24 protein-coding genes are annotated in these 26,548 nt (G+C 60.2%); 13 read left to right on the plus strand and 11 right to left on the minus strand.

Annotation, left to right across the window (positions count from 1 at the left end; translation table 11 throughout):
* The first annotated feature begins 56 nt into the window (after window positions 1–56).
* From R6W86_RS06645 to R6W86_RS06660, 4 genes are all read left to right on the plus strand, one after another.
* Window positions 57–1,034, plus strand: a complete 978-nt coding sequence (locus R6W86_RS06645) for a TAXI family TRAP transporter solute-binding subunit (protein WP_410328588.1) — start codon at window positions 57–59, stop codon at window positions 1,032–1,034.
* Between the two features lie 81 nt (window positions 1,035–1,115).
* Window positions 1,116–3,302 (plus strand): TRAP transporter permease, encoded by a 2,187-nt coding sequence (locus R6W86_RS06650; protein WP_410328589.1) that lies wholly within the window; start codon window positions 1,116–1,118, stop codon window positions 3,300–3,302.
* A 94-nt stretch (window positions 3,303–3,396) separates the two neighbouring features.
* On the plus strand, window positions 3,397–5,214 hold the full coding sequence (locus tag R6W86_RS06655) for an ATP-binding protein (protein WP_410328590.1): 1,818 nt from the start codon (window positions 3,397–3,399) through the stop codon (window positions 5,212–5,214).
* Window positions 5,211–6,563: a sigma-54-dependent transcriptional regulator gene (locus R6W86_RS06660; protein ID WP_410328591.1), complete on the plus strand. Its 1,353-nt coding sequence runs from the start codon at window positions 5,211–5,213 to the stop codon at window positions 6,561–6,563. Before R6W86_RS06655 ends, R6W86_RS06660 begins: the two co-directional genes overlap by 4 nt.
* 21 nt (window positions 6,564–6,584) lie before the next feature.
* Here R6W86_RS06660 and R6W86_RS06665 read toward each other — a convergent pair whose 3' ends face one another.
* From R6W86_RS06665 to R6W86_RS06680, 4 genes are all read right to left on the minus strand, one after another.
* A complete protein-coding gene (locus R6W86_RS06665) occupies window positions 6,585–8,195 on the minus strand; it encodes a CocE/NonD family hydrolase (RefSeq protein WP_410328712.1) in 1,611 nt (536 codons plus the stop codon).
* 137 nt (window positions 8,196–8,332) lie between these two features.
* Entirely contained in the window at window positions 8,333–9,688 is a 1,356-nt protein-coding gene (locus R6W86_RS06670; protein WP_410328592.1) for a PhoH family protein, read from the minus strand.
* Between the two features lie 54 nt (window positions 9,689–9,742).
* Window positions 9,743–10,234 (minus strand): HPP family protein, encoded by a 492-nt coding sequence (locus R6W86_RS06675; RefSeq protein ID WP_410328593.1) that lies wholly within the window; start codon window positions 10,232–10,234, stop codon window positions 9,743–9,745.
* A gap of 68 nt (window positions 10,235–10,302) precedes the next feature.
* The gene (locus tag R6W86_RS06680; protein WP_410328594.1) at window positions 10,303–11,040 is read right to left on the minus strand and encodes an START domain-containing protein; all 738 of its coding nucleotides are present in this window, start codon (window positions 11,038–11,040) and stop codon (window positions 10,303–10,305) included.
* A gap of 138 nt (window positions 11,041–11,178) precedes the next feature.
* On the opposite strand from R6W86_RS06680, the gene R6W86_RS06685 reads away from it, so the two are divergent.
* Window positions 11,179–12,186, plus strand: coding sequence for a DUF2804 domain-containing protein (locus R6W86_RS06685; RefSeq protein WP_410328595.1), 1,008 nt, complete (start codon window positions 11,179–11,181; stop codon window positions 12,184–12,186).
* 10 nt (window positions 12,187–12,196) lie between these two features.
* Here R6W86_RS06685 and minE read toward each other — a convergent pair whose 3' ends face one another.
* The 5 genes from minE to R6W86_RS06710 all read right to left on the minus strand — a co-directional run bounded on the left by minE (window position 12,197) and on the right by R6W86_RS06710 (window position 14,734).
* A complete protein-coding gene (minE, locus tag R6W86_RS06690; protein ID WP_410328596.1) occupies window positions 12,197–12,448 on the minus strand; it encodes a cell division topological specificity factor MinE in 252 nt (83 codons plus the stop codon).
* A 3-nt stretch (window positions 12,449–12,451) separates the two neighbouring features.
* Window positions 12,452–13,264 (minus strand): septum site-determining protein MinD, encoded by an 813-nt coding sequence (gene minD / locus R6W86_RS06695; protein ID WP_410328597.1) that lies wholly within the window; start codon window positions 13,262–13,264, stop codon window positions 12,452–12,454.
* Window positions 13,265–13,329: 65 nt separating this feature from the next.
* Complete coding sequence (gene minC, locus R6W86_RS06700; RefSeq protein WP_410328598.1) at window positions 13,330–14,079, minus strand: septum site-determining protein MinC; 750 nt, start codon at window positions 14,077–14,079, stop codon at window positions 13,330–13,332.
* Window positions 14,076–14,456 (minus strand): HopJ type III effector protein, encoded by a 381-nt coding sequence (locus tag R6W86_RS06705; protein WP_410328599.1) that lies wholly within the window; start codon window positions 14,454–14,456, stop codon window positions 14,076–14,078. The genes minC and R6W86_RS06705 overlap by 4 nt, the downstream gene beginning before the upstream one ends.
* Window positions 14,456–14,734: a DUF1244 domain-containing protein gene (locus R6W86_RS06710; protein WP_410328600.1), complete on the minus strand. Its 279-nt coding sequence runs from the start codon at window positions 14,732–14,734 to the stop codon at window positions 14,456–14,458. Before R6W86_RS06710 ends, R6W86_RS06705 begins: the two co-directional genes overlap by 1 nt.
* 116 nt (window positions 14,735–14,850) lie before the next feature.
* Between R6W86_RS06710 and dinB the strand changes: the two genes are divergently transcribed.
* Window positions 14,851–15,915: a DNA polymerase IV gene (gene dinB, locus R6W86_RS06715; protein ID WP_410328713.1), complete on the plus strand. Its 1,065-nt coding sequence runs from the start codon at window positions 14,851–14,853 to the stop codon at window positions 15,913–15,915.
* Here the strand turns inward: dinB and R6W86_RS06720 are convergent, their stop codons facing one another.
* Both R6W86_RS06720 and R6W86_RS06725 read right to left on the minus strand, forming a co-directional pair.
* Complete coding sequence (locus R6W86_RS06720; protein WP_410328601.1) at window positions 15,916–16,488, minus strand: phosphatase PAP2 family protein; 573 nt, start codon at window positions 16,486–16,488, stop codon at window positions 15,916–15,918.
* Complete coding sequence (locus tag R6W86_RS06725) at window positions 16,454–17,674, minus strand: glycosyltransferase family 4 protein (protein ID WP_410328602.1); 1,221 nt, start codon at window positions 17,672–17,674, stop codon at window positions 16,454–16,456. The genes R6W86_RS06720 and R6W86_RS06725 overlap by 35 nt, the downstream gene beginning before the upstream one ends.
* A 114-nt stretch (window positions 17,675–17,788) precedes the next feature.
* On the opposite strand from R6W86_RS06725, the gene R6W86_RS06730 reads away from it, so the two are divergent.
* The 7 genes from R6W86_RS06730 to glpK all read left to right on the plus strand — a co-directional run bounded on the left by R6W86_RS06730 (window position 17,789) and on the right by glpK (window position 26,544).
* Window positions 17,789–18,826, plus strand: coding sequence for an NADP(H)-dependent aldo-keto reductase (locus tag R6W86_RS06730; RefSeq protein ID WP_410328603.1), 1,038 nt, complete (start codon window positions 17,789–17,791; stop codon window positions 18,824–18,826).
* Window positions 18,827–19,047: 221 nt separating this feature from the next.
* Complete coding sequence (locus R6W86_RS06735) at window positions 19,048–19,374, plus strand: hypothetical protein (protein WP_410328604.1); 327 nt, start codon at window positions 19,048–19,050, stop codon at window positions 19,372–19,374.
* A gap of 173 nt (window positions 19,375–19,547) precedes the next feature.
* Window positions 19,548–21,755 carry an acetyl-CoA hydrolase/transferase C-terminal domain-containing protein gene (locus R6W86_RS06740; RefSeq protein ID WP_410328605.1) on the plus strand — a complete coding sequence of 736 codons (2,208 nt, stop codon included), beginning with the start codon at window positions 19,548–19,550 and terminating at the stop codon, window positions 21,753–21,755.
* A complete protein-coding gene (locus tag R6W86_RS06745; RefSeq protein ID WP_410328606.1) occupies window positions 21,755–22,225 on the plus strand; it encodes a peptidylprolyl isomerase in 471 nt (156 codons plus the stop codon). The genes R6W86_RS06740 and R6W86_RS06745 overlap by 1 nt, the downstream gene beginning before the upstream one ends.
* A gap of 195 nt (window positions 22,226–22,420) precedes the next feature.
* Complete coding sequence (locus R6W86_RS06750; RefSeq protein ID WP_410328607.1) at window positions 22,421–23,158, plus strand: response regulator; 738 nt, start codon at window positions 22,421–22,423, stop codon at window positions 23,156–23,158.
* Window positions 23,159–23,227: 69 nt separating this feature from the next.
* Window positions 23,228–24,802, plus strand: coding sequence for an ATP-binding protein (locus R6W86_RS06755; protein WP_410328608.1), 1,575 nt, complete (start codon window positions 23,228–23,230; stop codon window positions 24,800–24,802).
* A gap of 260 nt (window positions 24,803–25,062) precedes the next feature.
* Entirely contained in the window at window positions 25,063–26,544 is a 1,482-nt protein-coding gene (gene glpK, locus R6W86_RS06760) for a glycerol kinase GlpK (protein ID WP_410328609.1), read from the plus strand.
* Window positions 26,545–26,548: the final 4 nt, after the last annotated feature.

Genomic DNA, 26,548 nt, shown 5'->3' on the forward strand with positions numbered 1-26,548 from the left:
CCGTTGACGGTCGCGTCAAGCACCCGACAACCAAAATGATATGGGGAGCATCCTCTATGAAGATCCAAGCCATTCTGGCAGCAGCCGTTGCCTCCGCCGCCATCGCCAGCCCGGCCATGGCCCAGGACAAATCTGACTGGCCCGAGAGCTTTACAATTGGTACAGCGAGCCAGGGCGGTACCTACTTTGCCTACGGTTCAGGCTGGGCCAACTTCATGGCCGAGAACCTGGGCATCTCCGGTGGCGCGGAGATTACCGGTGGCCCAATGCAGAACATGGCACTGGTGCACACCGGTGACCTGAGCTTCGGCCTGACCACCATGGGCCCCGCCCGTGAATCACTGGAAGGCAAGAGCCCGCTGGCTCCGGGCATGGCGATGGACAATGTCTGTGCCATGTTCCCGATGTACCAAACACCGTTCTCCATCACCACCCTGAGCAGCTCCGGCATCGACTCTATTGATGAGATTCCGGATGGTGCCACTATCGGTTTTGGTCCGTCCGGCTCCACCTCCGATACCTACTTCCCGCGTATGATGGAAACACTGGGTGTGGACTTCGAACGCCGTAACGGCAGCTGGTCCGACCTGGGTGGTCAGCTGCAGGATGGCCTGATCGATGTGGTGGCCTTCGCGGCCGGTATTCCCATTCCTGCGGTGAGCCAGTTGGAAGTCCAGACTGATGTCAACATCATCGGCATGACCGACGAGCAGGCCAAGACCATCACCGAGGCGTTCCCGGTCTCCGAGTTCGTGATTCCGGCCAGCACTTACCAGTCCCTGGACGAGCCGTCCCGCGTGGTGTCCATGTGGAACTTCGCCATCGCGAACTGCGATGCACCGGAAAGCCTGGTGTATGAAATGGTCAAGCTGACCATGGAGAATAACGACAAGATGGTCTCCATCCACAAGGCGGCACGGACCACCATCCCCGAGAACTACACCAAGAACAACGTACTGCCCTGGCATCCGGGCGCAGCACGCTGGTTCAACGAAAACGGCTACGAGATTCCGCAAAGCACGATCGGCAAGTAACCATTGTGTCTGAGGGGCCGCGTGGCGGCCCCCAATTTCCGGTTCTGAACCGGTACGGCTTTTCCGATAGCAGGTTGCACCATGTCCACTGAACACGAAATCCAGCATTTGCCCCGGGTCACCGAGGACGAAGATCACATTCTCGCCCATAACGTCGACGAGGAACCCGTTGAGGCCAACCGCCGAATGTTTGAAGGCGGGCTGCTCAAGCTCGTCACACTGCTGACCATCGCCTATTCGTCATTCCATCTGTACACGCTGAATATTGCGCCGTTGGAGACCTGGTCCTTCCGGATCATCCACGTCACGGGTGCCCTTTTCCTGGGCTTCATGCTTTATGCAGGGGCCCGTTTTGTTTCGGCAGAGGAAGGCGAGGCGCGCCACCGCTGGACCACCTGGATCGCCGGCGTGGCCATGCTGCCTGCCCTGTACGCTTTGTACCAGAGTTTTGCCTTCTACCAGATGCTTAACGATGGTGCGCTGCGCATCGCGCCGGAGCTGGAGACCTGGCACTACGGCTGGCCGCTGATTGCGGCAACGGCGGTGGGCATTGTGATGAGCTGGTTCCACCAGCACGGCCGGGGGCGTTTCAGCCTGCCGGATCTGGTGCTGATGGTCTGTTCGGTCGCGGTGGCGGCCTATCTGCTGGTGGTGTTCAACACCCCGATCCGCATGTCCACGGGTACTCCGTTCTCGCCGGTGGGTATTTCTTTTGCGGCTGTTGCCGGTTCCGCCCTGATTCTTGAACTGACCCGCCGCGTGGCGGGCATGGCGCTGGTGATTATCGGCCTGGTGTTCCTGGCCTATGTGTTTGCCGGTCCCTATCTGCCCGGGTTCCTGGGCTATCCGGGGCTGAGCGTGAAGCGCTTCTTCAGTCAGGTATATACCGACGCCGGTATCCTCGGGCCGACGACGGCGGTTTCCTCCACCTACATTATTCTGTTCATCATATTTGCTGCCTTCCTGCAGGCGTCCAAGGTTGGTGACTACTTCGTCAACTTCGCCTTTGCCGCAGCCGGCCGTTCCCGTGGTGGCCCCGCCAAGGTGTCGATCTTCGCTTCCGGTCTGATGGGCATGATCAACGGCACCAGTGCCGGTAACGTCGTGTCCACCGGTTCCCTGACTATTCCGCTGATGAAGAAGGTGGGCTACAAGAAGACTTCCGCCGGCGCGGTGGAAGCCGCTGCCTCCACCGGTGGCCAGATCATGCCGCCGATCATGGGGGCAGGTGCCTTCATCATGGCGGAGATTACCGGCATTCCGTACACCGAGATTGCCATTGCCGCGATCATCCCGGCCATCCTGTACTTCGCTTCCGTTTATTTCATGGTGGATTTCGAGGCCGCCAAGACCGGTATGCGTGGTATGCGTGAGGACGAGCTGCCCAAGCTTGGCCGCCTGATGAAGCAGTGTTACCTGTTCGTTCCGATCATCATCCTCATCGTTGCCCTGTTCATGGGCTACTCGGTGATCCGTGCCGGCACCCTGGCTACCGTCTCTGCAGCCGTGGTGAGCTGGATTTCCCCGAACAAGATGGGGCTGCGATCCATCCTGAATGCGCTGGATATCGCGTCGATCATGGCGATCCAGATCATCGTGGTCTGTGCCGCCGCCGGTATCATCGTCGGGGTGATTTCCCTGACCGGTGTCGGTGCGCGTTTCTCTGTGCTGCTGCTGGACGTGGCCGAGCACAGTAACCTGCTGGCGCTGATCTTTGCGATGTTCATCTCCATTCTGCTGGGGATGGGCATGCCGACGACCGCTGCCTACGCAGTGGCCGCGTCGGTAGTGGCACCGGGTCTGGTACAGCTGGGCATTGAGCCGCTCACTGCACACTTCTTTGTGTTCTATTTCGCGGTGGTTTCCGCCATCACGCCGCCGGTGGCGCTGGCTTCCTATGCCGCGGCCGGTATCTCCGGGGCCAACGCCATGGAAACCTCGGTAGCGTCCTTCCGGATCGGTATAGCCGCGTTCATCGTGCCGTTCATGTTCTTCTACAACGATGCACTGTTGATGGAAGCTGGCTGGTTCGAGATCGCCCGTGCCCTGGTCACGGCCACTTTCGGTGTTTATCTGCTCTCCGGTGGTGTCATGGGCTGGTTCGCCAAGGTGGCCGCGCCCTGGGTGACCCGGTTGCTGCTGATCGGTGCTGCCTTGATGATGATCGAGGGCGGGCTCTGGACCGATCTTGGCGGTGTGGCCGCTGCGGTGCTGGCGTTCCTGATGCAGCGTCAGCGCCGGGCACGGCTCGCACCGGCGGTATCCTGATGGCCTGAGCCGCATTCTGACTGGCCGGTACAGCTCCGGTTGTGCCGGTCCGGTCGGAGCGCTAGGCTAGCGCTTTTTCCCGGAACTCTCTGCCATGACTCTGCGAATCGGTGCTGTCCTGCTCTTGCTGATCACTCTGGGCCTGTCCTGGGTGCTGGGCGGCTGGGCCGGGTATCGACAGGTGGAGCAGGAGAGTCTGGAAGAATCCTTCCGCTACCGGCAGTTGGTGGCCAACGAGCTCAACCGCTACCTCCCCATTCCGGAACTGATGGCCGAGCATCCGCTGATGGCGCGGGCGCTGCGGAACCCCGATGATCCCCGGACCATCCTCGATGCCAATGAAGAGATGCAGAGGATGGCGACCATTGTTGGTAGTTCCGATGTTTACCTGATGGACACCTCCGGCCTGACCATCGCTGCCAACAACTATCTTCAGGAAGACAGTTTTGTCGGCAGCAACTATGCCTTCCGTCCCTATTTTTCCGAGGCCGTGGCGACCGGGGATTCGGTTATCTATTTTGCCCTGGGCCTGATGTCCGGTGTTCGGGGTCTGTACTTTTCACATCCGATACGCAGTGACCGGGGCAGAATCCTTGGGGTGATCGCCGTGAAAGTGCTGGTACATGAGCTGGAATCCCAGTGGCACCGTCCGGCGTCGCTGAGTGAGGCGGAAATGGTGGTTCTGGATGGTTCCGGGATCAGCTTCCTGGCCAGTCGGCCAGCGTGGCTTTACCGGGACTTTTCCGGAGGTCGTCAGGGAGAGCTGCCTCTGGAAACCCGCCAACGCTATCCGGACCGCGAACTTCGACCCATGGAGATCGAGCAGCTGGGGCTTCCCTGGGGACTATCTGAAAAGTCCGCCAAGATCCGTGTCCAGTCTCTGGAAGGCGATCGCCAGGACTACCTGGCAGTCCAGACCCCGCTGCCGCGCCTGGACTGGACACTCCAGGTGATGGTCTCCACAGCGCCGGTGCTGTGGACCCGTCTGGCTTTTGTAATTGGTGGCCTTGCAATTTACCTGGCTGTCCTGCTGGCGTGGTTGTATCTGAGGGAGCGCTATCGCCGCGAGGCCGAGCTGGCCCTGCGAGGCGAGCAGCTGGAACGCCGCGTGGTCGAGCGCACCCGTGACCTGGAACATTCCAATCAACAGTTGCTGGAGGAGATCCGTGAGCGGGAGCGGGCCCAGAGTGAGCTTCGGGAAACCCAGCAGGAGCTGATCCAGGCCGCCAAGCTGGCGGTGCTGGGGCAGATGTCGGCGGGATTGAACCACGAAATGAACCAGCCGCTGACGGCCATCCAGACCTATGCCCGTAACAGCCGCCGCTTTCTCGAGAAGGGCGCGACGGACATGGTGGACGCCAACCTTTCGGAAATCCTCATCCTGTGCGACAAGATGGCGGAGTTGACCCGGCAGTTCAAGGTGTTCGCCCGCAAATCGGAAGGGCCGCCGTCGGTGGTGGATCTGCGCCAGTCGGTGGATGCGGCCCTGAAGATCATTAAGGCCCAGAAGAACAGTGCCGGTATCAATATCCAGTGGAATCGTCCGGAACAGCCGGTGATGTGCCATGGCGACCTGATCCGGATCGAGCAGGTGATGGTGAACCTGCTGGCCAACGCGGCACAGGCTGTGGAAGAGCGCGAGGCGCCGGTGATCACCATCGATGTGGAAGCGGACGACGGTCACTGGCGCTGCATCGTCCGGGATAACGGTTACGGGCTGCCGGGTAACACCGAGCAGATTTTTGAACCCTTCTTTACCACCAAGTCTGTCAAACAGGGACTGGGGCTTGGCCTGTCCATTTCACGGCAGATCGTCGATGCCCTGGGTGGCACGCTCACCGGACGTAACCGCCCGGACGGCCCCGGCGCGGAATTTGTACTGACCTTGCAACAGCGGGAGGCAACGGAATGACACAACCTTCGGTAATCTTTGTGGATGATGACCCGCACATTCTGCAGGCCATGGCCCAGACCCTGACCCTCGAGGACTTGCCGGTGGCCTGTTTCGAAGGCGCGGCCCCGGCTCTGAAAACCATCACGGCGGACTTCGAGGGGATTGTCCTGTGTGACTACAACATGCCCGGCATGGATGGCCTGCAAATGCTGGAACAGGTCCGGGCGGTGGATGACAGCATTCCGGTCATCATCCTCACCGGTCAGGGCGACATCAGTACCGCGGTTACGGCCGTGCAGCAGGGGGCCTATGACTTCATCGAGAAGCCCTTCGATCATGAGGAACTGATCGAGCTGTTGCGCCACGCCCTGGAAAAACGGCACCTGGCGCTGGAAAACCGGCGGCTGAAAGCCCAATTACGGCAGATGGCCAAACCAGGGCCGCGGATTCTCGGGGATTCGCCGTCCATGCAGAAGGTGATGGCGACCATTGACCCGATCCTGGATATCTCCGCCAACATCCTGCTGCACGGCGAGACGGGCTCCGGCAAGGATGCCCTGGCCCGCTACATCCACGAAAACAGCCCGCGCAGTGCCCACAATTTCGTGGCCATCAATTGCGGCGCGGTGCCGGAGAACCTGATCGAGAGCGAGCTGTTCGGTCATGAAGCCGGTGCCTTCACCGGGGCGGAAAAACGGCGGATCGGCAAGATCGAGCACGCGCACATGGGCACCCTGTTCCTGGACGAAGTGGAAAGCATGCCCATGCCCCTGCAGATCAAGCTGCTGCGGGTGCTGGAGGAACAGAAGGTCGAGCGCCTGGGTAGCAACCAGGTGCAGGATGTGGATGTTCGCATTATTGCCGCCACCAAGGCGGACCTGAAAAAACTCAGCGATGACGGGGAGTTCCGGGCAGACCTGTATTACCGGCTGAACGTGGTCAAGGTGGACATCCCGCCACTGCGGGAGCGCAAGGAAGACATCCCCCTGTTGTTTCACCACTTTGTGCTGATTGCCGCCGCCCGCTACGACCGCGAGAGCGTGCCCCTGGATGCCGGCCAGGCAGCCCACCTGATGCAGAGGTTCTGGCCGGGGAATGTCAGGGAATTGCGGAACCTCGCCGAACGTTATGTGCTGCTCGGCCCGGCCGCGCTGGATGAGAACGAACCGGGCGGTGAGGGTAATATTTCAGGCCGACAGACTCTGGCCGAAATGATGGACGGCTTCGAGCGCACGGCGATTGTCAGTGCCCTCAACGCCTGTCACGGCAGCATCAAGGACACCATGGTCCAGCTCGGCATTGCCCGCAAGACCCTCTACGACAAGATGAAAAAGCACGGCCTGGACAAGGCCCAGTTCAAGGACTGAGTCCTGTCCGGGGGTAGTGGCTCAGTCGTTGTCAGCCTCCGCCAAGGGCGACTGACCATCCGCACTGAGGAGCGGGAGGGCCACCTCGCCGGAAACCTGCACCGCCGGCACCACCGGATCCCGGGAGAACGCGCCGGCAAAGGTCGGATGTTGGCCATACAGCATCAGTACCAACTGATCCCCGGGATTGAACCGCTCGGCAATGCCGGTCAGCTCCACGGTATGTTGGCCCAGTCCGCGCAGGGGATGCACCTGTTCATCGATCAGCTCCGGCGCGACCTGGTTCTGGCGAATCACGCCGGCGCCGACAAAGACAATGCTGTCGCAGGTGCCCGCATGCAGGATCGGGTCGGAACTTTCCAGGCACTGGGCATCCAGCTCCGGCAGCCCGGTGCTGACGCTCAGATCGGCGGTGGGTATACCGGCGACGACCGCTTCCGATGCCAGGGTTTCCAGCGGCACTACTGTCGGAGCAAGGCCTGCGGCACCAAGCATTACCGTCACAGGTAGGGGATTCCCCAGGCTATCGAACCCGACCGGGAAGGCGGTGCCACCGGTGGTGATCTCGGGTGCCGAGACCGCATCGCCGGGGGCCAGGGTGTAGCAGATCTGGTCACCGGTGGTGATGACATTGTCGGCCTCACCGCGACCGAGCAGTTTCTCATTGAACCAGGCCACCGCGGCGTGGTTGGCGCTGATGTCACCGTATCTGGCGAGGGCGTTCAGGTCGCTACTGGCCAGGGTCGGCAACTCACCACCGTAGAAGGTGAGGTTGGCCAGGGTTTCCTGGATCAGGCCGACGTTGGGGGCAAGGTAGTGGTGGCTGAGTGGATAGGTCAGCAACCGGACATCGCCGCCGGCGGCCTTCAGGATCCGGTAGTTCTCCGCCGCCTCGTTGAACGGGAACAGGCTGTCACGCATGCCCTGGAACATCAGCACGTCCACCGGGTAGGGCGCACGGGGAGGTGTTTTGACGATATAGCGGCCATCACTGGTCAACGGGAGCTGCCCAGTGACCGGCTCCAGCAGGTAGTCGTCGGTGTTGCCGTTATCCAGCAAGGCAAGATCGCGCTCGTTCTGCCAGAAATAACTCGGGCTGTGATAGTGCAAGAAATCCAGGGCGCTGTCCGGGAAGACGCCTGTGGTAATGCCGTCGATCAGGGAGCCGCGCAGGTACGGATCCATGGATAGCCCGGTCTGGGCATCACCCATCACTGACAGGAAGGCCAGCCAGTAGTTCTTGGTGACGTTTCCGGGATTCAGGCTGTAGGTCAGGTCATGCCAGGTGATGTGGGGCACCATGGCATCCATGCGCTGGTCCGGATCGACGTTGTACAGCAGGTATTGGAAGCCGCCGCCGTAACTGCCACCGATGCCACCCAGCAGCAGGTTGTCCCGCTCGTATTTCAGGTAATCCAGATTGGCCTCGGCCCAGTCCACGATCTGTACCAGGTCCTGTCCCTCCAGGTCCGGATCCATCACCCGGATAGCACCGCCGCTTTCCCCGTGGCCGCGCTGGTCGATACTGATCACGGCATAGCCCGCATCAATCAGGGGTTCGATGGGGGCCAGCGGATCGCTGCCCGCCTCGGTCGAGCGGGAACCGCTGAAGCCGTGTCCCTGAAGGATCAGGGGGTGCCGGGTCTGGCAGTCAAACTGGGTGGGCTCGGTGTCACGTTTGAGATAAGGTTCACATTAATTCGATAACAAACAGCCGGCGATGGCAACATCGACCCTGGCACATGTCGCCAGGGTCAACAGAGGAGGGGTCAGAGATTGGCTTCTGCATACTCCGCGAGAACCGAACGGGGAACGCCCTGCAGGTGCACGTGGGCGCCATGGCGGAAGCCCTTGAAGCGCTCGGTCATGTAGGTGAGGCCGGAACTGAGGGCGCTCAGGTACGGTGTATCGATCTGCGCCAGGTTACCCAGGCAGATCACCTTGGAGCCATTGCCTGCCCGGGTGATGATGGTCTTGATCTGGTGCGGGGTCAGGTTCTGGCACTCGTCGATGATGATCAGGCTGTGCTGAAAGCTGCGGCCCCGGATGTAATTCATGGATTTGAAGTGCAGCGGGACCTTGCTGAGGATGTAGTCCACCGAGGCGGTCATGTTCTCGTCATCCTCGTGCAGCGCCTCCAGGTTGTCCACGATGGCTCCCAGCCAGGGCTCCATCTTCTCCGCTTCGGTGCCGGGCAGGAAGCCGATGTCCTCGTCCAGGCCCTGGGTGGATCGGGTGGCAATGATGCGCTTGTAAAGTTTGCTGGCGACGGTCATCTCGATGCATGCGGCCAGCGCCAGGATGGTTTTGCCCGAGCCAGCGGAGCCGGTCAGGTTGACCATATGGACGTCCGGGTCCAGCAGCAGGTTCAGGGCAATCGCCTGGTGGATGTCCCGGGGTACCAGCCCCCAGACTTCCTCGTTCATCAGGTCGTGCTGGTGCAGATCCCGGATGATGATGCGTTCCTCGTCCAGATCCACCGCCTTGCCGACAAACCCCTGCTCGTCGAGTACGAACTCGTTGATGTTGATCTTGGCCAGAACCCCTTCCCGGCGCAGGATATGCTCCGTGACGCCTTCCCGTTGCACGGTTTCCACCTTCTCGATGTTGTCCCAGAAGGAGTTGCTGAACTCGTGGTAGCCCTTGGGCAACAGGTCGATGTCATCAAGCAGCTGGTCGTTGTGGTAATCCTGGGCTTCGACCCCGAATCCGCGCGCCTTCAGGCGCATGTTGATGTCCTTGCTCACCAGGATGATGTCCCGGGACTTATGGCGGTTCTGGAGCGCGGCCAGGGTGTTGATGATCTTGTTGTCGTTCAGGTGCTCGGGCAGTGAGTGGGAGTCCAGGTGCTCGGTGCTCATCAGGATCAGTAGCTTGCCCAGGGGCGCGGCTTTCTTGCCCCGTACGATCGGCACACCCTTCTCGATTTCTTTCGGGCTGGCATCGCCCAGGACCTTGTCGATGTTCCGGATGGCCTGGCGGCAATCGGCGGCGACCGTCTGCTTGCCGGACTTGAGGCTGTCCAGCTCTTCCAGGACGGTCATCGGGATAATCACATCGTGTTCTTCGAAGTTGAGGAGGGCGTTGGGGTCGTGGATCAGGACATTGGTGTCGAGGACGTACATCTTCTTCCGAGCTTGCGGTGCTCTTGGCATAGGGGAGGCTACCTCTCTGGTGGCTCAGTCGTTCTCGGCGCAGCGCTGCGTCAGTTCCTTGTCCGATATCAGTTTGAGCATGTCGTAGGTCGTGATGATACCGGTAATTCTTGAATCGCTGGTGACAAAGATCCGGTGCAGATGCTCACCGATCATGATATTGGCAATGTCTCGCACCGGCGTCTGCTCGTCAACGGATAAAACGATCGGAGTCATGATATCGCGGACTTCCACGGGGATCTTGCCCATCTCCTCGAAGATGGCCATGCGCAGGCGCCGTGCCTCGATCTCCTCCTCCGGGGTCAGGCGGGGACCAGTGTCCGAGCGGCTCGCATTCCAGCGGAATTCGGTAATGTCCTTGAGGGTGGCAATGCCGACGATTTCCCCGTTGTCGTCGGTCACCGGGCTGCCGGTGATTTCGTTATCGGTGAGGAAGCGGGCCAGCCGGTCCATCGTCCAGTTCTGGGGTACGGCTTTGATGCTGGGAGTCATGATCTCGTGGGCGAGAACGGTCATCGGGTGAGGCCTGCCTCTTGCTGTCCTTTTCAGTAAAGCTTAGCGCGTGTTGCGGGGTGCGTCACCCCTTACGAATCCGGGCGCACCACATCCACCAGCTTGCCCTCATCGTCCCAGACCAGTTCGAATCCCTGGTAGCGGGGCGCACGGGCGACGTCCTCAAGGGCCTGCATGGAGCGCACCGGAATGTCCACCACCAGGGAATTGACCAGCCACCCGGGCAAGCCACCGTTGGGATCGGTGTGCTGGACCCAGATCATCCGGGTGCTGTCGCCCTCGGGGATGAACCGGTATAGGGTATCCGAGCGGTCAACCCGGATTCGGTTGCTGCTTTCGGTCCGCAGATCGGGGGTAGCGTTCAGGTCCATGATGACCTCGCCATTGGCACGGGCGCCCCGGGTGCGGATTCGCAGTACGTAATCACGGTCCGCCACCGGCCAGGGCATGTCATTCACCGAGTAGGCGAAGCGGTCGTGGAAGTCGCCCTCTCCGAAGGCATAGGATTCGCTGCAGTTGTGGACCCACTCGGTGCAGGAGGCCGGATTGATCATTACCGCCATCAGGTTCTCGATCGGGACATCTAGCATCGCAACTGCCTTGAAGGCCTTGAATTTGGAACCGGGCTGTCCGGTGGTGTAGATGCGGATGTTGTCGGTTTCCGTGCGCAGCTCCCAGTCGGCGCTGTGCTCATCGGGCAGTTCCGCAGCCATCGCAGTGCCGGTCACGGCGGCGAGCATCCAGGTGCAGGCCATCCCTGCCAGGACAATGCCCCGGCCTGCAAACCCATGGGCTCTTGGACTTCTCATAGAGTACACTTCCTTGAAGACGATGCCGCCGAGTCTAGCATGGGGTAAGGGCCGGCAAAGGCATGAACACAGGGGATTGTGAACCAGGTAACCTCACTGGCTGATGGTTCCGCAAATTGGCCCGATCTGACGACTGCCATGACCATGAAAAAGCTGATTGACGACAGGGGGCGAGTCCCTGCCGGGGTGCTCCGCGAACCGGTAGATTGCATCAACTACCTGGACTATGACCTGCGATCGGTCATGGACCGGCCCCGCTCGCGCCTGGCGCGCCGGTGGCGGTTTAACCAGTTCCAGTTCGTCAGTGCCATGGGCCCCGGCTGGGTGTTCGGTATGGCCCTGGTGGATCTGAAGCTGCTCGGAAACGGTTTTTTCTACCTGTACGACTTCGAGTCCGGAACCATGCTGGAGCGGTCATTCCTGCAACCGCTGGCGATGGGGACACATCTCAAGCCATACCCCGAGCATGGTCTGGCCCGGTTCCAGAAAGGAGAGGTTGACCTTCACATTGCGCCGGCGACCGGCGGGCGCAATGTTTCGGTGTCTGCACCGGGCGGGATCCGGATCGATCTGGAGCTACGGGAAGATCACGATCCGCTGCGCCTGGTATGCCCGGCGGGCTACAATGGCTGGGTATTCACCCGCAAATCCGCCGGCCTGAAAGTGGACGGTGAAGTTCGCTGGGATCACCAGATCTGGCGTTGCGATGACAAGGTCCGGGGCTCCATCGACTGGAGCTGCGGCTTCATGCGCCGGGAAACCGCCTGGAACTGGGCAGCCATCGCGGGTGTGCTGGAGGATGGCCGGTCATTCGGGCTGAACCTGGCGGCCGGCGTCAACGAAACCGGAATGACGGAAAACGCTCTCTGGCTGGATGGTGTCTGCTCGCAGCTGGATGCCGCCATATTCTCTTTCGACCGTTACCGGCCCGGCAGTGACTGGCACGTGACGACCGCGGATGGTCGGGTGAATCTGCATTTCGTGCCGGCGGCAGTGCGCAAGGAGAAACTCAATGCGGGCATTCTGGCATCCAACTTCCGGCAATACGTGGGCACCTTCAACGGTACGATTACTGACGAGTCAGGAACAAAACTTCCCGTAGCGGGGCTACGGGGATTAATGGAAGATCACTTTGCCCGCTGGTAGCGGGGCAAGGCTACTTCTCTGGTAGCGTGACGTTCAGTTCCAGCACCGAACACCGTTCATTGCGCTCAACTTCGACCTGAACCATGTCATCGGAAATCTGCACGTATTTGCGGATGACCGCCAGCAGCTCCTGCTGGAGCTGCGGCAGGTAGTCTGGCTGTTCCCGCTGGCCACGCTCATGGGCCACGATAATCTGCAGACGCTCCTTGGCGACACTGGCGCTGGCGTTCTTCTTGCTCTTGAAATAATCGAGGAAACTCATCCCTTAGCCTCCCTTGAACATCCGAGTGAAGAGCCCTTTTTTCTGGGCGGTCATGAACCGGTGCTCCCGCTCCTCCCCCAACAGGCGGGCCACCGCATCCTCATAGGCCTGGCCGGCATCACTGCGTTCTTCGAGAATGACTGGCAAACCCTGGTTGGATGCATTGAGCACCACCTGGCTTTCGGGAATCACGCCCAGCAACGGGATGGCCAGGATTTCTTCCACATCACTCACTGACAGCATTTCGCCCTTGGAAACCCGGTCCGGGTTGTAACGGGTCAGCAGCAGGTGCTCCTTCACTGGGTCCATGCCCATTTCCGCCCGCCGGGACTTGCTCTGGAGAATGCCCAGGATTCGGTCGGAATCACGCACAGAGGAAACTTCCGGGTTGGTCACTACGATCGCTTCGTCGGCATGGTACAGGGCCATGAGGGCGCCGTGTTCGATGCCGGCCGGGGAGTCGCAGACAATGTAGTCAAACGTTTCCGACAGGTCGTTGATCACCCTTGCCACGCCTTCGCGGGTCAGCGCCTCTTTTTCCCGGGTCTGGGAGGCGGGGAGGATGTAGAGCGTATCTACCCGCTTGTCCCGGATCAGGGCCTGATTCAGTGAAGCTTCGCCCTGGATGACGTTGACGAAGTCATAGACGACCCGGCGCTCGCAATTCATGATCAGATCCAGATTACGCAGTCCCACGTCGAAATCGATAACGACGGTCTTGTGACCGCGCTTGGCAAGGCCGGTGCTGATTGAGGCGCTGGTGGTGGTCTTGCCAACGCCGCCTTTTCCTGAGGTTACGACAATGATTCTAGCCAAGGTTCAGTTCCTGTTTCGCGGTGGATTCGTCGTGTCTTCTTGGTCGTTATTGTTGTTTGTAAACATCAGGCCTTGTCCAGTGGCGTTACCACCAGCAGGTCGTCCCTGAGCTGGATCTGCACAGCGTTTTTCCAGCCGTTGTCCTGAAGATCTTCGGAGATTTTATAGTGTCCGGCGATGGACACAAGCTCTGCTTCCAGAGACTGACAGAAAATCCGGGCGGATTCGCCGCCGTGGATTCCGGCCAGTGCCCGACCCCGAAGCGGGCCGTAGACATGGATGTTGCCAGCGGCCAGGATTTCCGCACCAGCCTGCACCGGCCCCAGCACGATCACGTCGCCTTCCGGCGCATGAATCTGTTGGCCCGAACGGACTGGATGGCTGACGACCCGGGCCGGTGCCGGGCCGGCGGGCTGCGTTTCGCTTTCGGGTTCGGGTTCCGTGGCCGCCTCGGGCTCCTGGGGCTTCTCCCGCTGGCCGGAGCCCGGCAGCAGTGCCAGTGACGCACCCCGGGCCAGCCGGCGCTGGTCCTCATTACCGCCACGCACCCCGATCACCTGGATGTTGTGCCGGCGGCAGGTACCGATGATCTTGAAGAAGTCCAGTTCGCTGTCCAGACCTTCGTACTTCTCCAGGCTGATGATAAGCGGGATATCCTTGAAGAAGCCCGGGGCCTGGTTGATCTTCTCCCGGAGGTTGGCTTCGAACTCGTCGTTATCGAAGTAATAGAGCTCAAGGGCTGTCAGCGAGACGTTTGCGCTCTTGAACTGGAAACTCTGTTGTACCCCGGTCCCGGTGCTGGCGGTATCGGTCATGAAGGTGTCTCTTCCTTGGTATCGGGCGCAGTGTGAGGTCGCAGTGGTTCGCCTTCAAAGCGGATGCCGGACCAGCCGGTGCTGATGAACTGGCGGATATTGTCGTGGCTGTCACCGGCGGGCTCATCCAGAACCTGCTGGTAATGCTGGGCAAACAGGCGCAGGGTTTCGGTTTCACTGAGATTGCAGTGGCGGCCGAGTCCGAACACCCGACAGGAACCGGCATTCTCTCCGGCGACGTTGAACAGCGGGCCGTTGTGAAAACCGGTCGGCTGGTACTCGAAGTAGCGCTCGACCAACGCCAGGGTGTCATCGAAATCGCTGCGGCCGGCGTCCAGGGCCGCCAGATGGATACGCACCGCCTCGTTCACGTTCATTACTTGTGTTCCTGCTTCGGGCCGACCTGGTAGCGCTCTTTCCATTCCTCGTATGGCATGCCGTAAATTTCTTCCCGGGCGCCAGGATCGGAAATCTCGAAACCGCGCTCCTGCGCCTCTGCCCGGTACCATTTCGACAGGCAGTTCCGGCAGAACCCGGCCAGGTTCATCAGATCGATATTTTGCACCTCGGTGTTGTCCCGCAGGTGCTTGACCAGGCGGCGGAAGGCCGCCGCTTCAATTTCAGTGCGTTCGGATTCGGGGATCGGGTTGCTCATGGGGCCCTCGCGGTAGTCCTGGCTAGTGTTGTTGGAGTTCCCTGACATTCTCGGCATGTTAGCGTAATATACAAGGCTGTATATATGTACAGAGTGTGGACGCGAGCCCCCTGACCATGCCCCAGCGCAAGATCATCCATGTGGATTGTGATTGCTTCTACGCCGCCGTGGAAATGCGAGACGACCCCAGCCTGAGGGATGTTCCCCTGGCGGTGGGTGGTGAGGGTGGCCGGGGCGTGGTAACCACCTGTAATTACCGGGCCCGTACCTTTGGCGTACGTTCCGCCATGCCCGGTAGCGAAGCCCGACGCCTGTGTCCCGGCCTGGTGACCGTGCCGCCGGACATGGGCAAGTACCGCGTGGTCTCGCGCCAGGTGATGGAAATCCTGCGGGAACTGACCGATCTGGTGGAGCCCCTGTCTCTGGATGAGGCCTTCCTGGATGTGTCTGATGTCTCCGACCACAAGGGCAGCGGTACCCTCATGGCCCGCTATCTGAGGGAACGCATCCACCGTGAGGTGGGTATCACCGTTTCTGCCGGGGTGGCGCCCAACAAGTTCCTCGCCAAAATTGCCAGCGACTGGCAGAAACCCGACGGCCTTTTTGTCATTACCCCGGACCGGGTACAGGAGTTTGTCCGTGACCTGCCGGTGGAAAAGCTGTTCGGGGTGGGGCAGGTGACCGCCTCCAAACTCCATGCCCTGGGAGTAAAGACCTGCGGCGACATGCAGGCGCTGGGAGCGGATGTCCTGCTGGACCGGTTTGGCAAACAGGGTTATCGCCTGCACGAGATGGCCCATGGTCGGGACGACCGGCCGGTGGTGGTGTCCCGTATCGCCAAGTCGGTGAGTGTCGAGCGCACCTTCTCCCAGGACTTGCCGGACAAGGCCGCTTGCGAGTCGGTCATGCCCGCACTGGTGGCCGACCTCAACCTCCGGCTCAGCCGCAAGGACCGTAGCAAGCCGATTCACAAGCTGTTTATCAAGATCCGTTACAGTGATTTTTCCACCCACACACTGGAGCGGGTCCGTGAGCATGTGTCCGAGCCCGAGGTAGCCGATTATCAGCCCCTGCTGGATGAGCTGGTCACGAACAAGGAGCGGCCGGTCCGGCTGCTCGGGGTGGGAGTGCGGTTCCGCAATGATGACGCGCCGGTGACCCAGCTCAGGTTGTTCGACTGATCAGCCGGAGATGATTGCCATGGCCGCCCCCAATAGCTGGTGGACTGATAGGTAGCCGATAGTGCCCCCGATCAGCGCGCCGGCAATTACGTCGGTGGGATAATGCAGGCCCAGAACCACCCGCGAAGCGGCAACGCTCAGGGTGAAAGGCAGGATGTACAGCGCCAGCCCCGGCAGCGCGGCCATCAGCATGACCTGGAAACAGACAGCATGGAGAGTATGGCCGGAGGGAAAACTGTATCGGTCCAGAGGCTGTGTGCCGCAGTTGATGGACGGGAAGGATATGAACGGCCGTTCCCGGATCAGCCAGCGTTTCAGCCACTTGTAGGTCACCGTGCAGGTCAGGCCCGTTATGGCCATCAGCAGGGCCAGTCCGGGTCCGGCAGTCGGTTCGAACATTGGCAGTAACAGGATCAGGGCATACCAGAACCAGCCATCGCCCAGCCGGCTGACGGTGCGGAAGTAGCCCAGCACCGGCCGGAACCGGACCGATCGGTTAATGGTCTCACACAGCAGGTATTCCCGCTGGTCGGCCCGCTCAAAGAATCGAGATGCTTTGCTTGTTGAGGGCATGGTACCCCGCCTTGTTATCCGGATTCAGGACCAGCTGTTCGAACTGTTCGATCTGGGCAGGCCAGTTGAGTTCCAGCGCATCGAGTCGGGCCTGGTTGCGCAGGCGGCCAAGCAGCGCCGTCTGGTCGGCTAGCCTCAGGGCGCCGTCGATAAACCCTTCATCATCCTTGAGGTCGACTTTCAGTCCGTTCTCCTCGTTCCGGATGTGTTCGCTGGCTGCGCCATCATCAAACGCCACGACCCCGAGGCCGCTGGCCATGGCTTCCAATACCACGTTGCCGAAAGTGTCGGTTTTGCTCGGGAACAGGAACAGGTCCCCGGATGCGTAGAATTTCGCCAGCTCCTCACCGCGACGGATACCGCAGAACAGGTACTCGGGATGGCGTTCGCTCAGTTCGCGACGCAGGGGGCCGTCGCCCACGAGGATGAACCTGGAATTGGGGTGAAGGCCCCGGATTCGTTCATAGCAGGCCACTGCCAGCCGGAGGTTTTTCTCCGGGGCCAGGCGACCGACATAGATCACCGCCCGGTCATTCGGCGCCAGTCCCCATTGCCTGCGAAGCTCGTTATCCCGCTTGTGGGGGGAGAACCGGTGGCAGTCGATGCCCCGGCTCCACAGGCCGGTGGCCGGAATCCCCATGGCACGGGTCACCTGCTGCATCTTGCGGGTGGGTACGAGGGTTATGTCCGTGCGGTTGTGGAACCAGCGGCCGTAGGCGCAAAGCACCCGTTCCAGGGCTCCGATGCCATAGTAGCGGCTGTACTGGTGGAAGTTGGTGTGGAAACCCGAACTGACGGGGATGCCGATCCGTCTTGCCGCACTGACGGCCGCCGCACCCAAGGGCCCCTGGGTAGCAACATAGACCGCATCCGGGCGTTCCTCTTTCCACAGGCGCGCCAGGCGACGGGAACTGGTGAAGCCGAAACGGAGGTCGGTATAGCCTGGCAGTGGCAATCCCGGAACCACGACCTCTTCATTGAACAGGGCACCTCCGGTGCTGGCCACGGAGCCGGTCTGCTCGTGACGCTGCCGGGGCCTGACCACGCTCACCCGGTGGCCCCGCTGCATCAGCCCCTGGCACAGATGCCTCAGCGTATTGGCCACGCCATTGATTTCCGGCGGAAAAGTCTCGGAAACAATAGTAATGTGTTGCTGACGCCGATTGGGCTGGGTGGTCTGGGTCACGGTGTTTCCTGTGGTTCCTCCTACATGCGTTCACTATGGGAAGCGCACATTACAGTTATGCGACACTCACGTGACATTCCCTTTACCCGTGCAATGAACTGAAGCGGAGACGATATGCAGACGCGAAAGCTAGGTAATACCGACCTTGATGTGAGCCTGATCTGCCTCGGCACCATGACCTGGGGCGAGCAGAACACCGAGCAGGAAGCCTTCGAACAGCTGGATTATGCTGCGGGTAAGGGCATCAACTTCATCGACGCGGCGGAAATGTACCCGGTGCCGCCGAAACCGGACACCCAGGGGCTGACAGAAACCTTCCTGGGTAACTGGCTGGCCCGGCGCGGCTGCCGGGATGATCTGGTGATCGCCTCCAAAGTGGCGGGACCGGGCAATGGCCTGAGTTATCTTCGAAACGGTCCGCGTCTGACTCGGGACCATATCCGCAAGGCCTGCGAGGACAGCCTCAAGCGCTTGCAAACCGATTATATCGATCTCTACCAGGTGCACTGGCCGGACCGGAACGCCAACTTTTTCGGCAAGCTCGGCTATATCCACAAGCAGGATGAAGACGCCACGCCGATCGAGGAAACCCTGTCAGCGCTGGATGAACTGGTCCGGGAAGGAAAGGTGCGTCATATCGGTCTTTCCAACGAGACGCCCTGGGGGACCTCCGAGTACCTGCGCCTGTCCCGGGAAAAAGGTTGGCCCCGGGTGGTCAGTATTCAGAATCCCTATAACCTGCTGAACCGTTCATTCGAGTTGGGGTTGGCGGAGTTCGTCCATCGTGAGCAGACCGGCCTGCTGGCCTATTCGCCCCTGGCTTTTGGCATGCTATCGGGCAAGTATCTCGGCGGCAAGTGGCCGGAAAAGGGGCGGCTCACGCTCTATGAACGCTTCAGTCGGTACACTTCGGATCATGGCATGGATGCAACCCGCGCCTATGTCGAGCTGGCCCGCCAGAACGATCTGACGCCGACCGAGCTGGCCCTTGCCTATGTGAATAGCCGGAGCTTTGTCACCAGCAACATCATTGGTGCAACGACGATGGACCAGCTTAGGGAGAACATCGGCTCTGCCAACATTACGCTGGGTGAGCCGGTTCTGGAGGCGATCGAGGAGATCCACCGGGAGTTTACCTACCCCTGTCCTTGACGCTCGATTCAGGTATCGGCAGCTTCGGGCCGGGACAGAGCTCGAAGCTGCGTTTACATTCTGAAAAATCAGGCATTATTTTTTGACAAAAAAGTGGCCAGAAATTGACAAAAGTCGGCGTGACTGTGTGCAAAGTCACATCTTTTTTGGAGTCTTTCCTTAGACTTTAGCCTAGGTTGTTCGGCAATATTTATCCCGGCTTACAGGTCTTTGTCAGTGTCATGATTATTCGTATTTTTGTTGCCCTGCTTATTCTTAACCTCGTCGCCTTCGTTGTCCGCGCCGATGCAGCCGAGCGACCGTTTGGTGAGGATCCGGAGCCGTTGAATGCCGTGCAGGAGATCTACCAGATCCAGGAGCGAATGGTGGGAAACTTCGAGGATGACACCTCCGAGGCTTTCACCGAAATCGGCTCACGCCTGCTCAGCCTCACATTTACCCGTTCCCGCTCGGATGGCAGGCAATATGCTTCCGATCCCGCGCAGGCAGACCATGGCATCGCCTTGCTGAATGAGGGTGCCTGCCTCAATCTGAGGTGGAACTTCTGAATCTGAAGCACTCCTGAATTCCCGCGTGTCCCGTTTTTATCTTCCCTGCCTGTCGCACCTTCCCCTTTCCAACTAGTCTGGTTACTGATCTGGCGCATTGCCTGGGCGGCGCTACCGTGTGATTATCTGCCCATAACCCTGTCGTGGTCCGGAAAACAAGAAGGAGCTTGGTGATGTTGGAAAGCAGTCAACGCCTGCACGACGTAGATGCCTGTGTAGATGAGGTGATTCGCCGGGTCGGCAAGGAGATAACCCTCGGACTTCCCCTGGGGTTGGGCAAGCCGATTCGCTTCGTGAACGCCTTGTATGAGCGGGCAAAACAGGATCCGGAAATCCAGTTGCACATTTTTACGGCGCTGTCCCTGCTGGCGCCGCGGGGGAGTTCTTCTCTGGAACAGCGGTTCATGGGCCCGTTCGCCGAGCGTCTTTACGGTGGTATTCCGGACCTTGTCTTTGCCCGGGATGTCTCACGCAACCGCCTGCCTGCCAATGTCACAGTCTCCGAGTTCTATTTCAAGGCCGGCGCCCAACTGAATAATCAGGGCCAGCAACGGAATTACGTTTGTACCAACTACACCCATGCCATTCGGGATCTTATGGCTCTCGGGGTGAACGTATTGGGGCAGATGGTGTCGCCGGGCAACAGCCATGGTGCGCCGGGCAAGGTGAGCCTGAGCTGCAACCCGGATCTGACCCTGGATCTCATCCCCCTACTGCGGGAGTTGGAATCCAGCGGTACGCCAGTTGCGCTGGTGGCTGAACTGAACGCCAACCTGCCATTCATGGGGCACCACGCCGCCATTGATGAAAGTAATTTCGACGTGGTCCTGGACCAGCCCTCGACCGACTATCCCCTGTTCTCGGCACCACAGATGGCGATCAGTCCGGAAGATCACATGATCGGGTTCTATGCCAGTTGCCTGTTGAAGGATGGCGGAACCCTTCAGGTGGGTATCGGCTCACTGGGCGCCGCCTTTGTCTACAGTGCCATTCTGCGTCACAAGCATAACGACGAGTGGCGAGCAGTGTTCGACCATCTCCGGGTCGGCGACAAGTTTCCGGTGGTGAACGTGTATGGCGGCACCGGCCGCTTCGACGAGGGAGTCTACGGCTGCAGTGAGATGATGGTGGATGGCTTCCTGTACCTTTTGGAAGCCGGCATCCTGTCCCGCCAGGTGTTTGATCATGCCGGTCTGCAGGAGCTGATCAACCAGGGCGACATCGGTACCACTCCGAGCCTCGCCATGCTGGATACACTCCGGGAGGCGGAGCTGATTGACTCCCCGCTCCGGGCCAGGGATGTCAACTGGCTCGTCCGCTGGGGAATTTTCGCGCCGGAAGTCGAGTTCAAAGGCGGGCGCCTACTGGCCTCCGGGCAATCCGTGGACGGTGACCTGGACAATCCCGATTCCCGTCGGCTGATCGAGTCGCTGATGCTGGGTGATGGCCTGAAAGGCGGCATCAGCATGCATGGCGGTTTCTACGTGGGGCCGGAAAGTTTCTATCAGTCCTTGCGGGAGATGCCGGAGCACCAGCGCGACCGGATCTGCATGACCAGTGTCAATTACATCAACCATCTCTATGATCACCCGTTTGGCAGACAGCGGCTGAAAGCGGCACAGCGCCGGCATGGCCGGTTTGTGAACTCGGCCATGATGTACACGCTCAGCGGCGCGGCGGTGTCTGACGGCCTGGATGATGGTCGTGTGGTCAGTGGAGTTGGTGGCCAGTACAACTTTGTCGCCATGGCCCATGAGCTGCCCGGAGCCCGTTCCATCCTGACCATGCGAGCGACCCGTACTTCCAAGGGGAAGAGTGTCTCCAATATTGTCTTCAACTATGCCCACTGCACCATACCCCGCCACCTGCGGGACATCGTGGTGACCGAGTATGGCATAGCCGATCTCCGGGGCCAGTCCGACGAGCAGGTGTACCTGCGTCTGATCCGCATCGCCGACTCCAGGTTCCAGCAGGAGCTGCTCAAACAGGCCCAGAAGGCGCACAAGGTGGATCCGTCATTCAGTTTGCCGACCTCCTGGTGTAATAACACACCGCAGGCCATACGGGCGGCTCTGGCTGCAGCGGGCAACGGCGACCGGTTCTCCGCCTTCCCGTTCGGCCGGGATTTCACGGATCAGGAATTGACGTTAGGCAAAGCCCTTAAAGGGCTCAAGGCCGCAACGGCCACCCGTCGTGGTAAACTGGCGACCCTTTGGCATGCTGCCCGGGCCAGTGATGAGGAGGGGCGCTACCAGCCGCTGCTTGAGCGAATGGGATTGCGAAATCCCCGTGGTCTGCGGGAAAAGCTGGACCAGCGACTGGTCATTCATGGCCTGCGGCAGCTTGAAACACCACCGGATACAGGAAGCTCGGAAACCTGATGCAAGAACCCGATACCAAACCCGATGTCTTTACCGTTCACTACGTTCTGAAAAACAAGGCCGGCGAGCTGGTCGATACCTCTGAGGGCAGCGAGCCCTTGCATTTTGTCTATGGCAGCCCCGAGATCATCAAGGGCATCCAGGAAGCCGTGAAGGACAGAAATGTGGGAGATTGCCTGGAGGTCACCATTCCGCCCTCCATGGCCTATGGCGAACATCGGGAAGATCTGATGCGCAAGGTTCCACGCTCTTTGTTCGAGGGTGTGGAGAATCTCCAGGTTGGCATGAAATTCCAGACCAATACCGGTGATGAAGCCCAGGTAGTCCAGGTGGTCGGTATAGACGGCAATCTGGTGAAGGTGGATGCCAACCATCCCCTGGCCGGTTTTACCCTGTATTTCGATCTGGAAATTGTCGGCCGCCGTGAGGCCACCGAAGACGAGATAGCCCAGGGGCGGCCCCTGTTCTGACAGGCTCCATTCCGCCACTTCGGACTTGGACAGGAACCGAACCGGCGCCAGCCCGCCCAGGCCGATTTGTCACGGGCTGTAACGGCGAGGCGCTTCCATGTATATTTCTGAATTGCATGTATAATTGCTGTTACAGCAGGTTGCCTGTATTGTCAGGGGTTGCAAGCAACTGAAACCGGAATAACAAAACCAGAGATGGATGGCGTGGAACAGACGAACGAAAGTTGGCGAATTCTCATTGTTGAGGACGACGAACGGCTCGCAGAGCTGACCCGTGAATATCTGGAAAGCAACGGATTGATTGTAAGCCTTGAGGCAAACGGTTCGGCTGCTGTTGAACGGATCCGCGGCGAGCAGCCCGATCTGGTAGTTCTGGACCTGATGTTGCCCGGTGAAGATGGTCTCTCGGTCTGTCGAAAGGTACGTCCGTTCTATAATGGTCCGATTATCATGCTCACCGCCCGTACCGATGACCTGGACCAGGTTCTCGGACTGGAGATGGGCGCCGACGACTACATCAGCAAGCCGGTCAAACCCCGGGTCCTGCTGGCCCGTATCCGGGCCATGCTGAGACGGGTGACCGAGTCCGGCCAGGGTGGCGCTGACGAAGCGGCTGGCGAGGAGCCCGTTCGACTCCAGTTCAATGACCTGATTGTAGATCGCTCCATGCGGGAAGCCTGGCTCAACGACCAGAGCATTGACCTGACCAGTGCTGAATTCGACCTGCTCTGGCTGCTGGCCAGTAACGCCGGTCGCGTGCTTAGCCGTGAAGAAATCTTTACCGCCCTCCGCGGCATTGAATACGATGGTCAGGATCGCTCCATTGACGTCCGAGTGTCCCGTATCCGTCCGAAAATCGGCGACGATCCCATCCATCCGCGCCGGATCAAGACCGTTCGCAGCAAAGGCTACCTGTTTGTGAAGGAGGCCTGACGTTCCTGTTGCCGCCTCCGACACCCCGGCAGTAAGGGGTGAGGGGCGGGGTCTGCCAGGATTCCTGACATGTCCCTGAAGCTTTTCCTCAAACTCTACGCCCGCCTTGCCGGTGTTGCCGCACTGGTGGTGATCCTGTGTATTGTCCTCTTCAACGGTCTCAATTCGGTTCGGCATCAGTTCTGGCTGGAGCGCTTTCCCGAGCCGCTGATGCGGTGGCTGGCCGCGACACCGTCCCCGGAGCAGCAGTATCACTGGCTGGCTGCCTGGTATGACCTGAAAAACCTCCGCCCCGAAGACATGGACCTGTCGCCGGTGGTCCGTGAGCGTCTCGGCTATGGACAGGTCGTGGCGGAAGAAGCTCCGATCGGATTCCGGCTGATGATCGAGACCCCGGCCGGAACCGTCCTTCAGATGCGCTTTGAGGAACCCTACCTCGGCGTATCCAGGGCTCTGACCCAGGTTGTGCGCTGGCACCTTGAGTCGGTGGATCGGGCGGGAAGAGAAGAGGTCGCGGTGCGCCTTTCCGGACACCTGGGGGTGTCCATTACCTGGCTGGATGAGGCGGGGATGCTGCCCCCCGATCCGGTATTACAGCAGATCGCCGAGCAGGGCGTGGTGCTGTTTGGCCGGGAGCACGGGGGCCGGCGTGATGCATTATTAAGGCTCAGCGACGGCTCCCTGGTGACCGTCGGGTTGCCCGGTCCCTTCTCGCCCTTCGGGTGGCCGGTGATCACGCTTCTGGTCATGCTCGTTGGCGGTGTATTGGCGCTGGCTTTGTGGCTGGCGATCAAGGCTGTGGACAACAATCTGCGTCAGGTGGAATCGGTGGCCATCCGGATTGCCCGGGGAGAGATGGGAGCACGCGTGGATGCGGGCGCCGGTACCATGGTGAGCCGTCTCGCGGCCGCTTTCAACGGAATGGCGGAGCATATCCAGCGTCTGGTCCAGGTTCAGCGGGAGATGATCCATGCCGTCTCCCATGAGCTGCGGACACCGGTTGCCCGGATCCGTTTTGGGGTCCAGATGATCGAGGATTGCCAGGATCAGGACATGTTGCAGAAGCAGTTGGAGGGCATTGATGGCGACATTCAGGAGCTGGATGAGCTGATCGACGAGATTCTCACCTACGCCCGACTGGAGCAGGGCGGGCCGGTGTTCTCCTTGCGGGAGCACTCGGTGACTGAGATTGTACGTCAGGTGGTGGCCGAGCAGCAGTTGATTCGCCCGAACCTGACCATCGAAAGTGATATAGACGAGGATACCGAGCGTTGGTCGCTGTCCGACATCGAGCCCAGGTACCTCCACCGGGCAGTCCAGAACCTGGTTGGTAATGCCGGGCGTTATGCCAGTGGCCGTGTGCTGGTTCGTTGCCGGATTGATGAGGACAACTGTCGGGTGGATGTGGAGGATGACGGCCCGGGTGTTCCCGAGGAGGACTGGGAAAAGGTCTTTACCGCTTTCGCTCGCCTGGACGACAGCCGGACACGTACCTCTGGCGGCTATGGTCTGGGCCTGTCCATTGTTCGTCGCATCCTCTATTGGCACGGTGGCCAGGCCTTTGTCAGCCGGAGTGGGGAGCTCGGCGGCGCTCGGTTCAGCCTGGTATGGCCTAGGCGGAAGCCAGCGGATTCTGTTTTGTGAACCAGGGCTCACTGCCTCACCTGATGTAACAAAGCAGCTACATAACCTCAACTGACGTTTGTCATCCGGTTGCCGATAATTAACAGCGTAAGGGATGACTTTTGAGGTTGTAGTTCTTACGAACTTTCCTTGTTTCATTCGTCATTTAAGGGCCGGTTTTTCCGGCCCTTTTTTTATGTCCTTCCTCCCGTTTCCGGTTCCCGCGCCTCTCCTTCAATGGTTTCTGCTGTTAGACTTGCGGAAAACAAAGGAGACTTGCCATGACCCGATACCTGCTTGCGATTGACCAGGGAACCACCAGTTCGCGCGCTATTGTCTTTGACTCATCCGGCACCATCGTGGGCGTGGCCCAGCAGGAGTTCCACCAGTACTTTCCCCGTGACGGCTGGGTCGAGCACGACGCGCTTGAAATCTGGGAAAGCACTCTCGCGGTCTGCCGCGCCGCCGTGGAAAAGGCAGGGATCAACGCGACAGAGGTTGTAGGCATCGGGATCACCAACCAGCGCGAGACTACGATTATCTGGGAACGGGCGACCGGAAAGCCCATCCACCACGCCATTGTCTGGCAGGATCGCCGGACTGCCTCCTGGTGCACCAGGCTCAAGGAGGATGGCTTTGAGAATGTGGTAGTGGAGCGGACAGGCCTGGTGATTGACCCCTACTTTTCCGCCACCAAGATCTCCTGGATCCTCGATCATGTCGAGGGGGCCCGGCAGCGGGCGGAAGCTGGCGAACTTGCCTTCGGGACGGTGGACAGCTGGCTGCTCTGGAACCTGACCGGGGGCCGCTCCCATTACACCGATGCCACCAATGCCTGCCGCACCGCCCTGTTCAATATTCACACCCAGAGCTGGGACGACACCCTGCTGGACCTGTTCCGCGTGCCCCGTCAACTGCTGCCAGAGGTGCTGGACTGCGCTGCGGACTTCGGCACAACTGATAGGGAATGGCTGGGCGCCGAGCTTCAGGTAGCGGGCATTGCCGGCGACCAGCATGCCGCCTTGATTGGCCAGGCCTGTTTCGAGCCCGGGATGGCCAAGAGCACCTACGGTACGGGTTGCTTCCTGATGCTGAATACCGGGGACAGGGCGCTGCGGTCCGAGAACCGGCTATTGACCACCATGTCGTACCGGCTCGACGGTAAGCCGACATATGCGGTGGAGGGCAGTATTTTTGTGGCCGGGGCCGCAATGCAGTGGTTGCGGGACGGTCTCGGCCTGATTCGTCATGCCGGAGAATCCCTGGCCCATGCCGAGAGTGTGGGCGTGGAGAACGCAGTTTATCTGATTCCGGCGTTCACGGGCCTGGGCGCCCCCCACTGGGACCCCCATGCCCGCGGGGCAATTATGGGACTGACCCGTGATACCGGCATCGGGGAGATCGTGACAGCGGGATTGCAGTCTGTGTGCTACCAGACCAAGGATTTGGTGCGGGCCATTCAGAATGACGGCGCACACCTGGAATCCCTGCGGGTGGATGGGGGCATGGCGGTGAACGACTGGGTCATGCAGTTCCTGGCCGACATTCTCAATGTCACGGTAGACCGGCCCCGGATTACCGAAACAACGGCACTTGGAGCCGCTTATCTGGCCGGTCTGCAGACTGGCGTCTACAGCAGTCTGCAGGAGATTTCCCGTCTCTGGGAGTGCGAGCGACAGTTCCGTCCCGACATGAGGTCGTCACTGCGGGAGTCCCTTTACGCTGGCTGGCTGGATGCGGTTGACCGGGTGTGTAACCGCTGAGAAC

The organism is Marinobacter sp., from assembly GCF_046484525.1.
In the GTDB taxonomy this organism is placed as follows: Bacteria; Pseudomonadota; Gammaproteobacteria; order Pseudomonadales; family Oleiphilaceae; genus Marinobacter.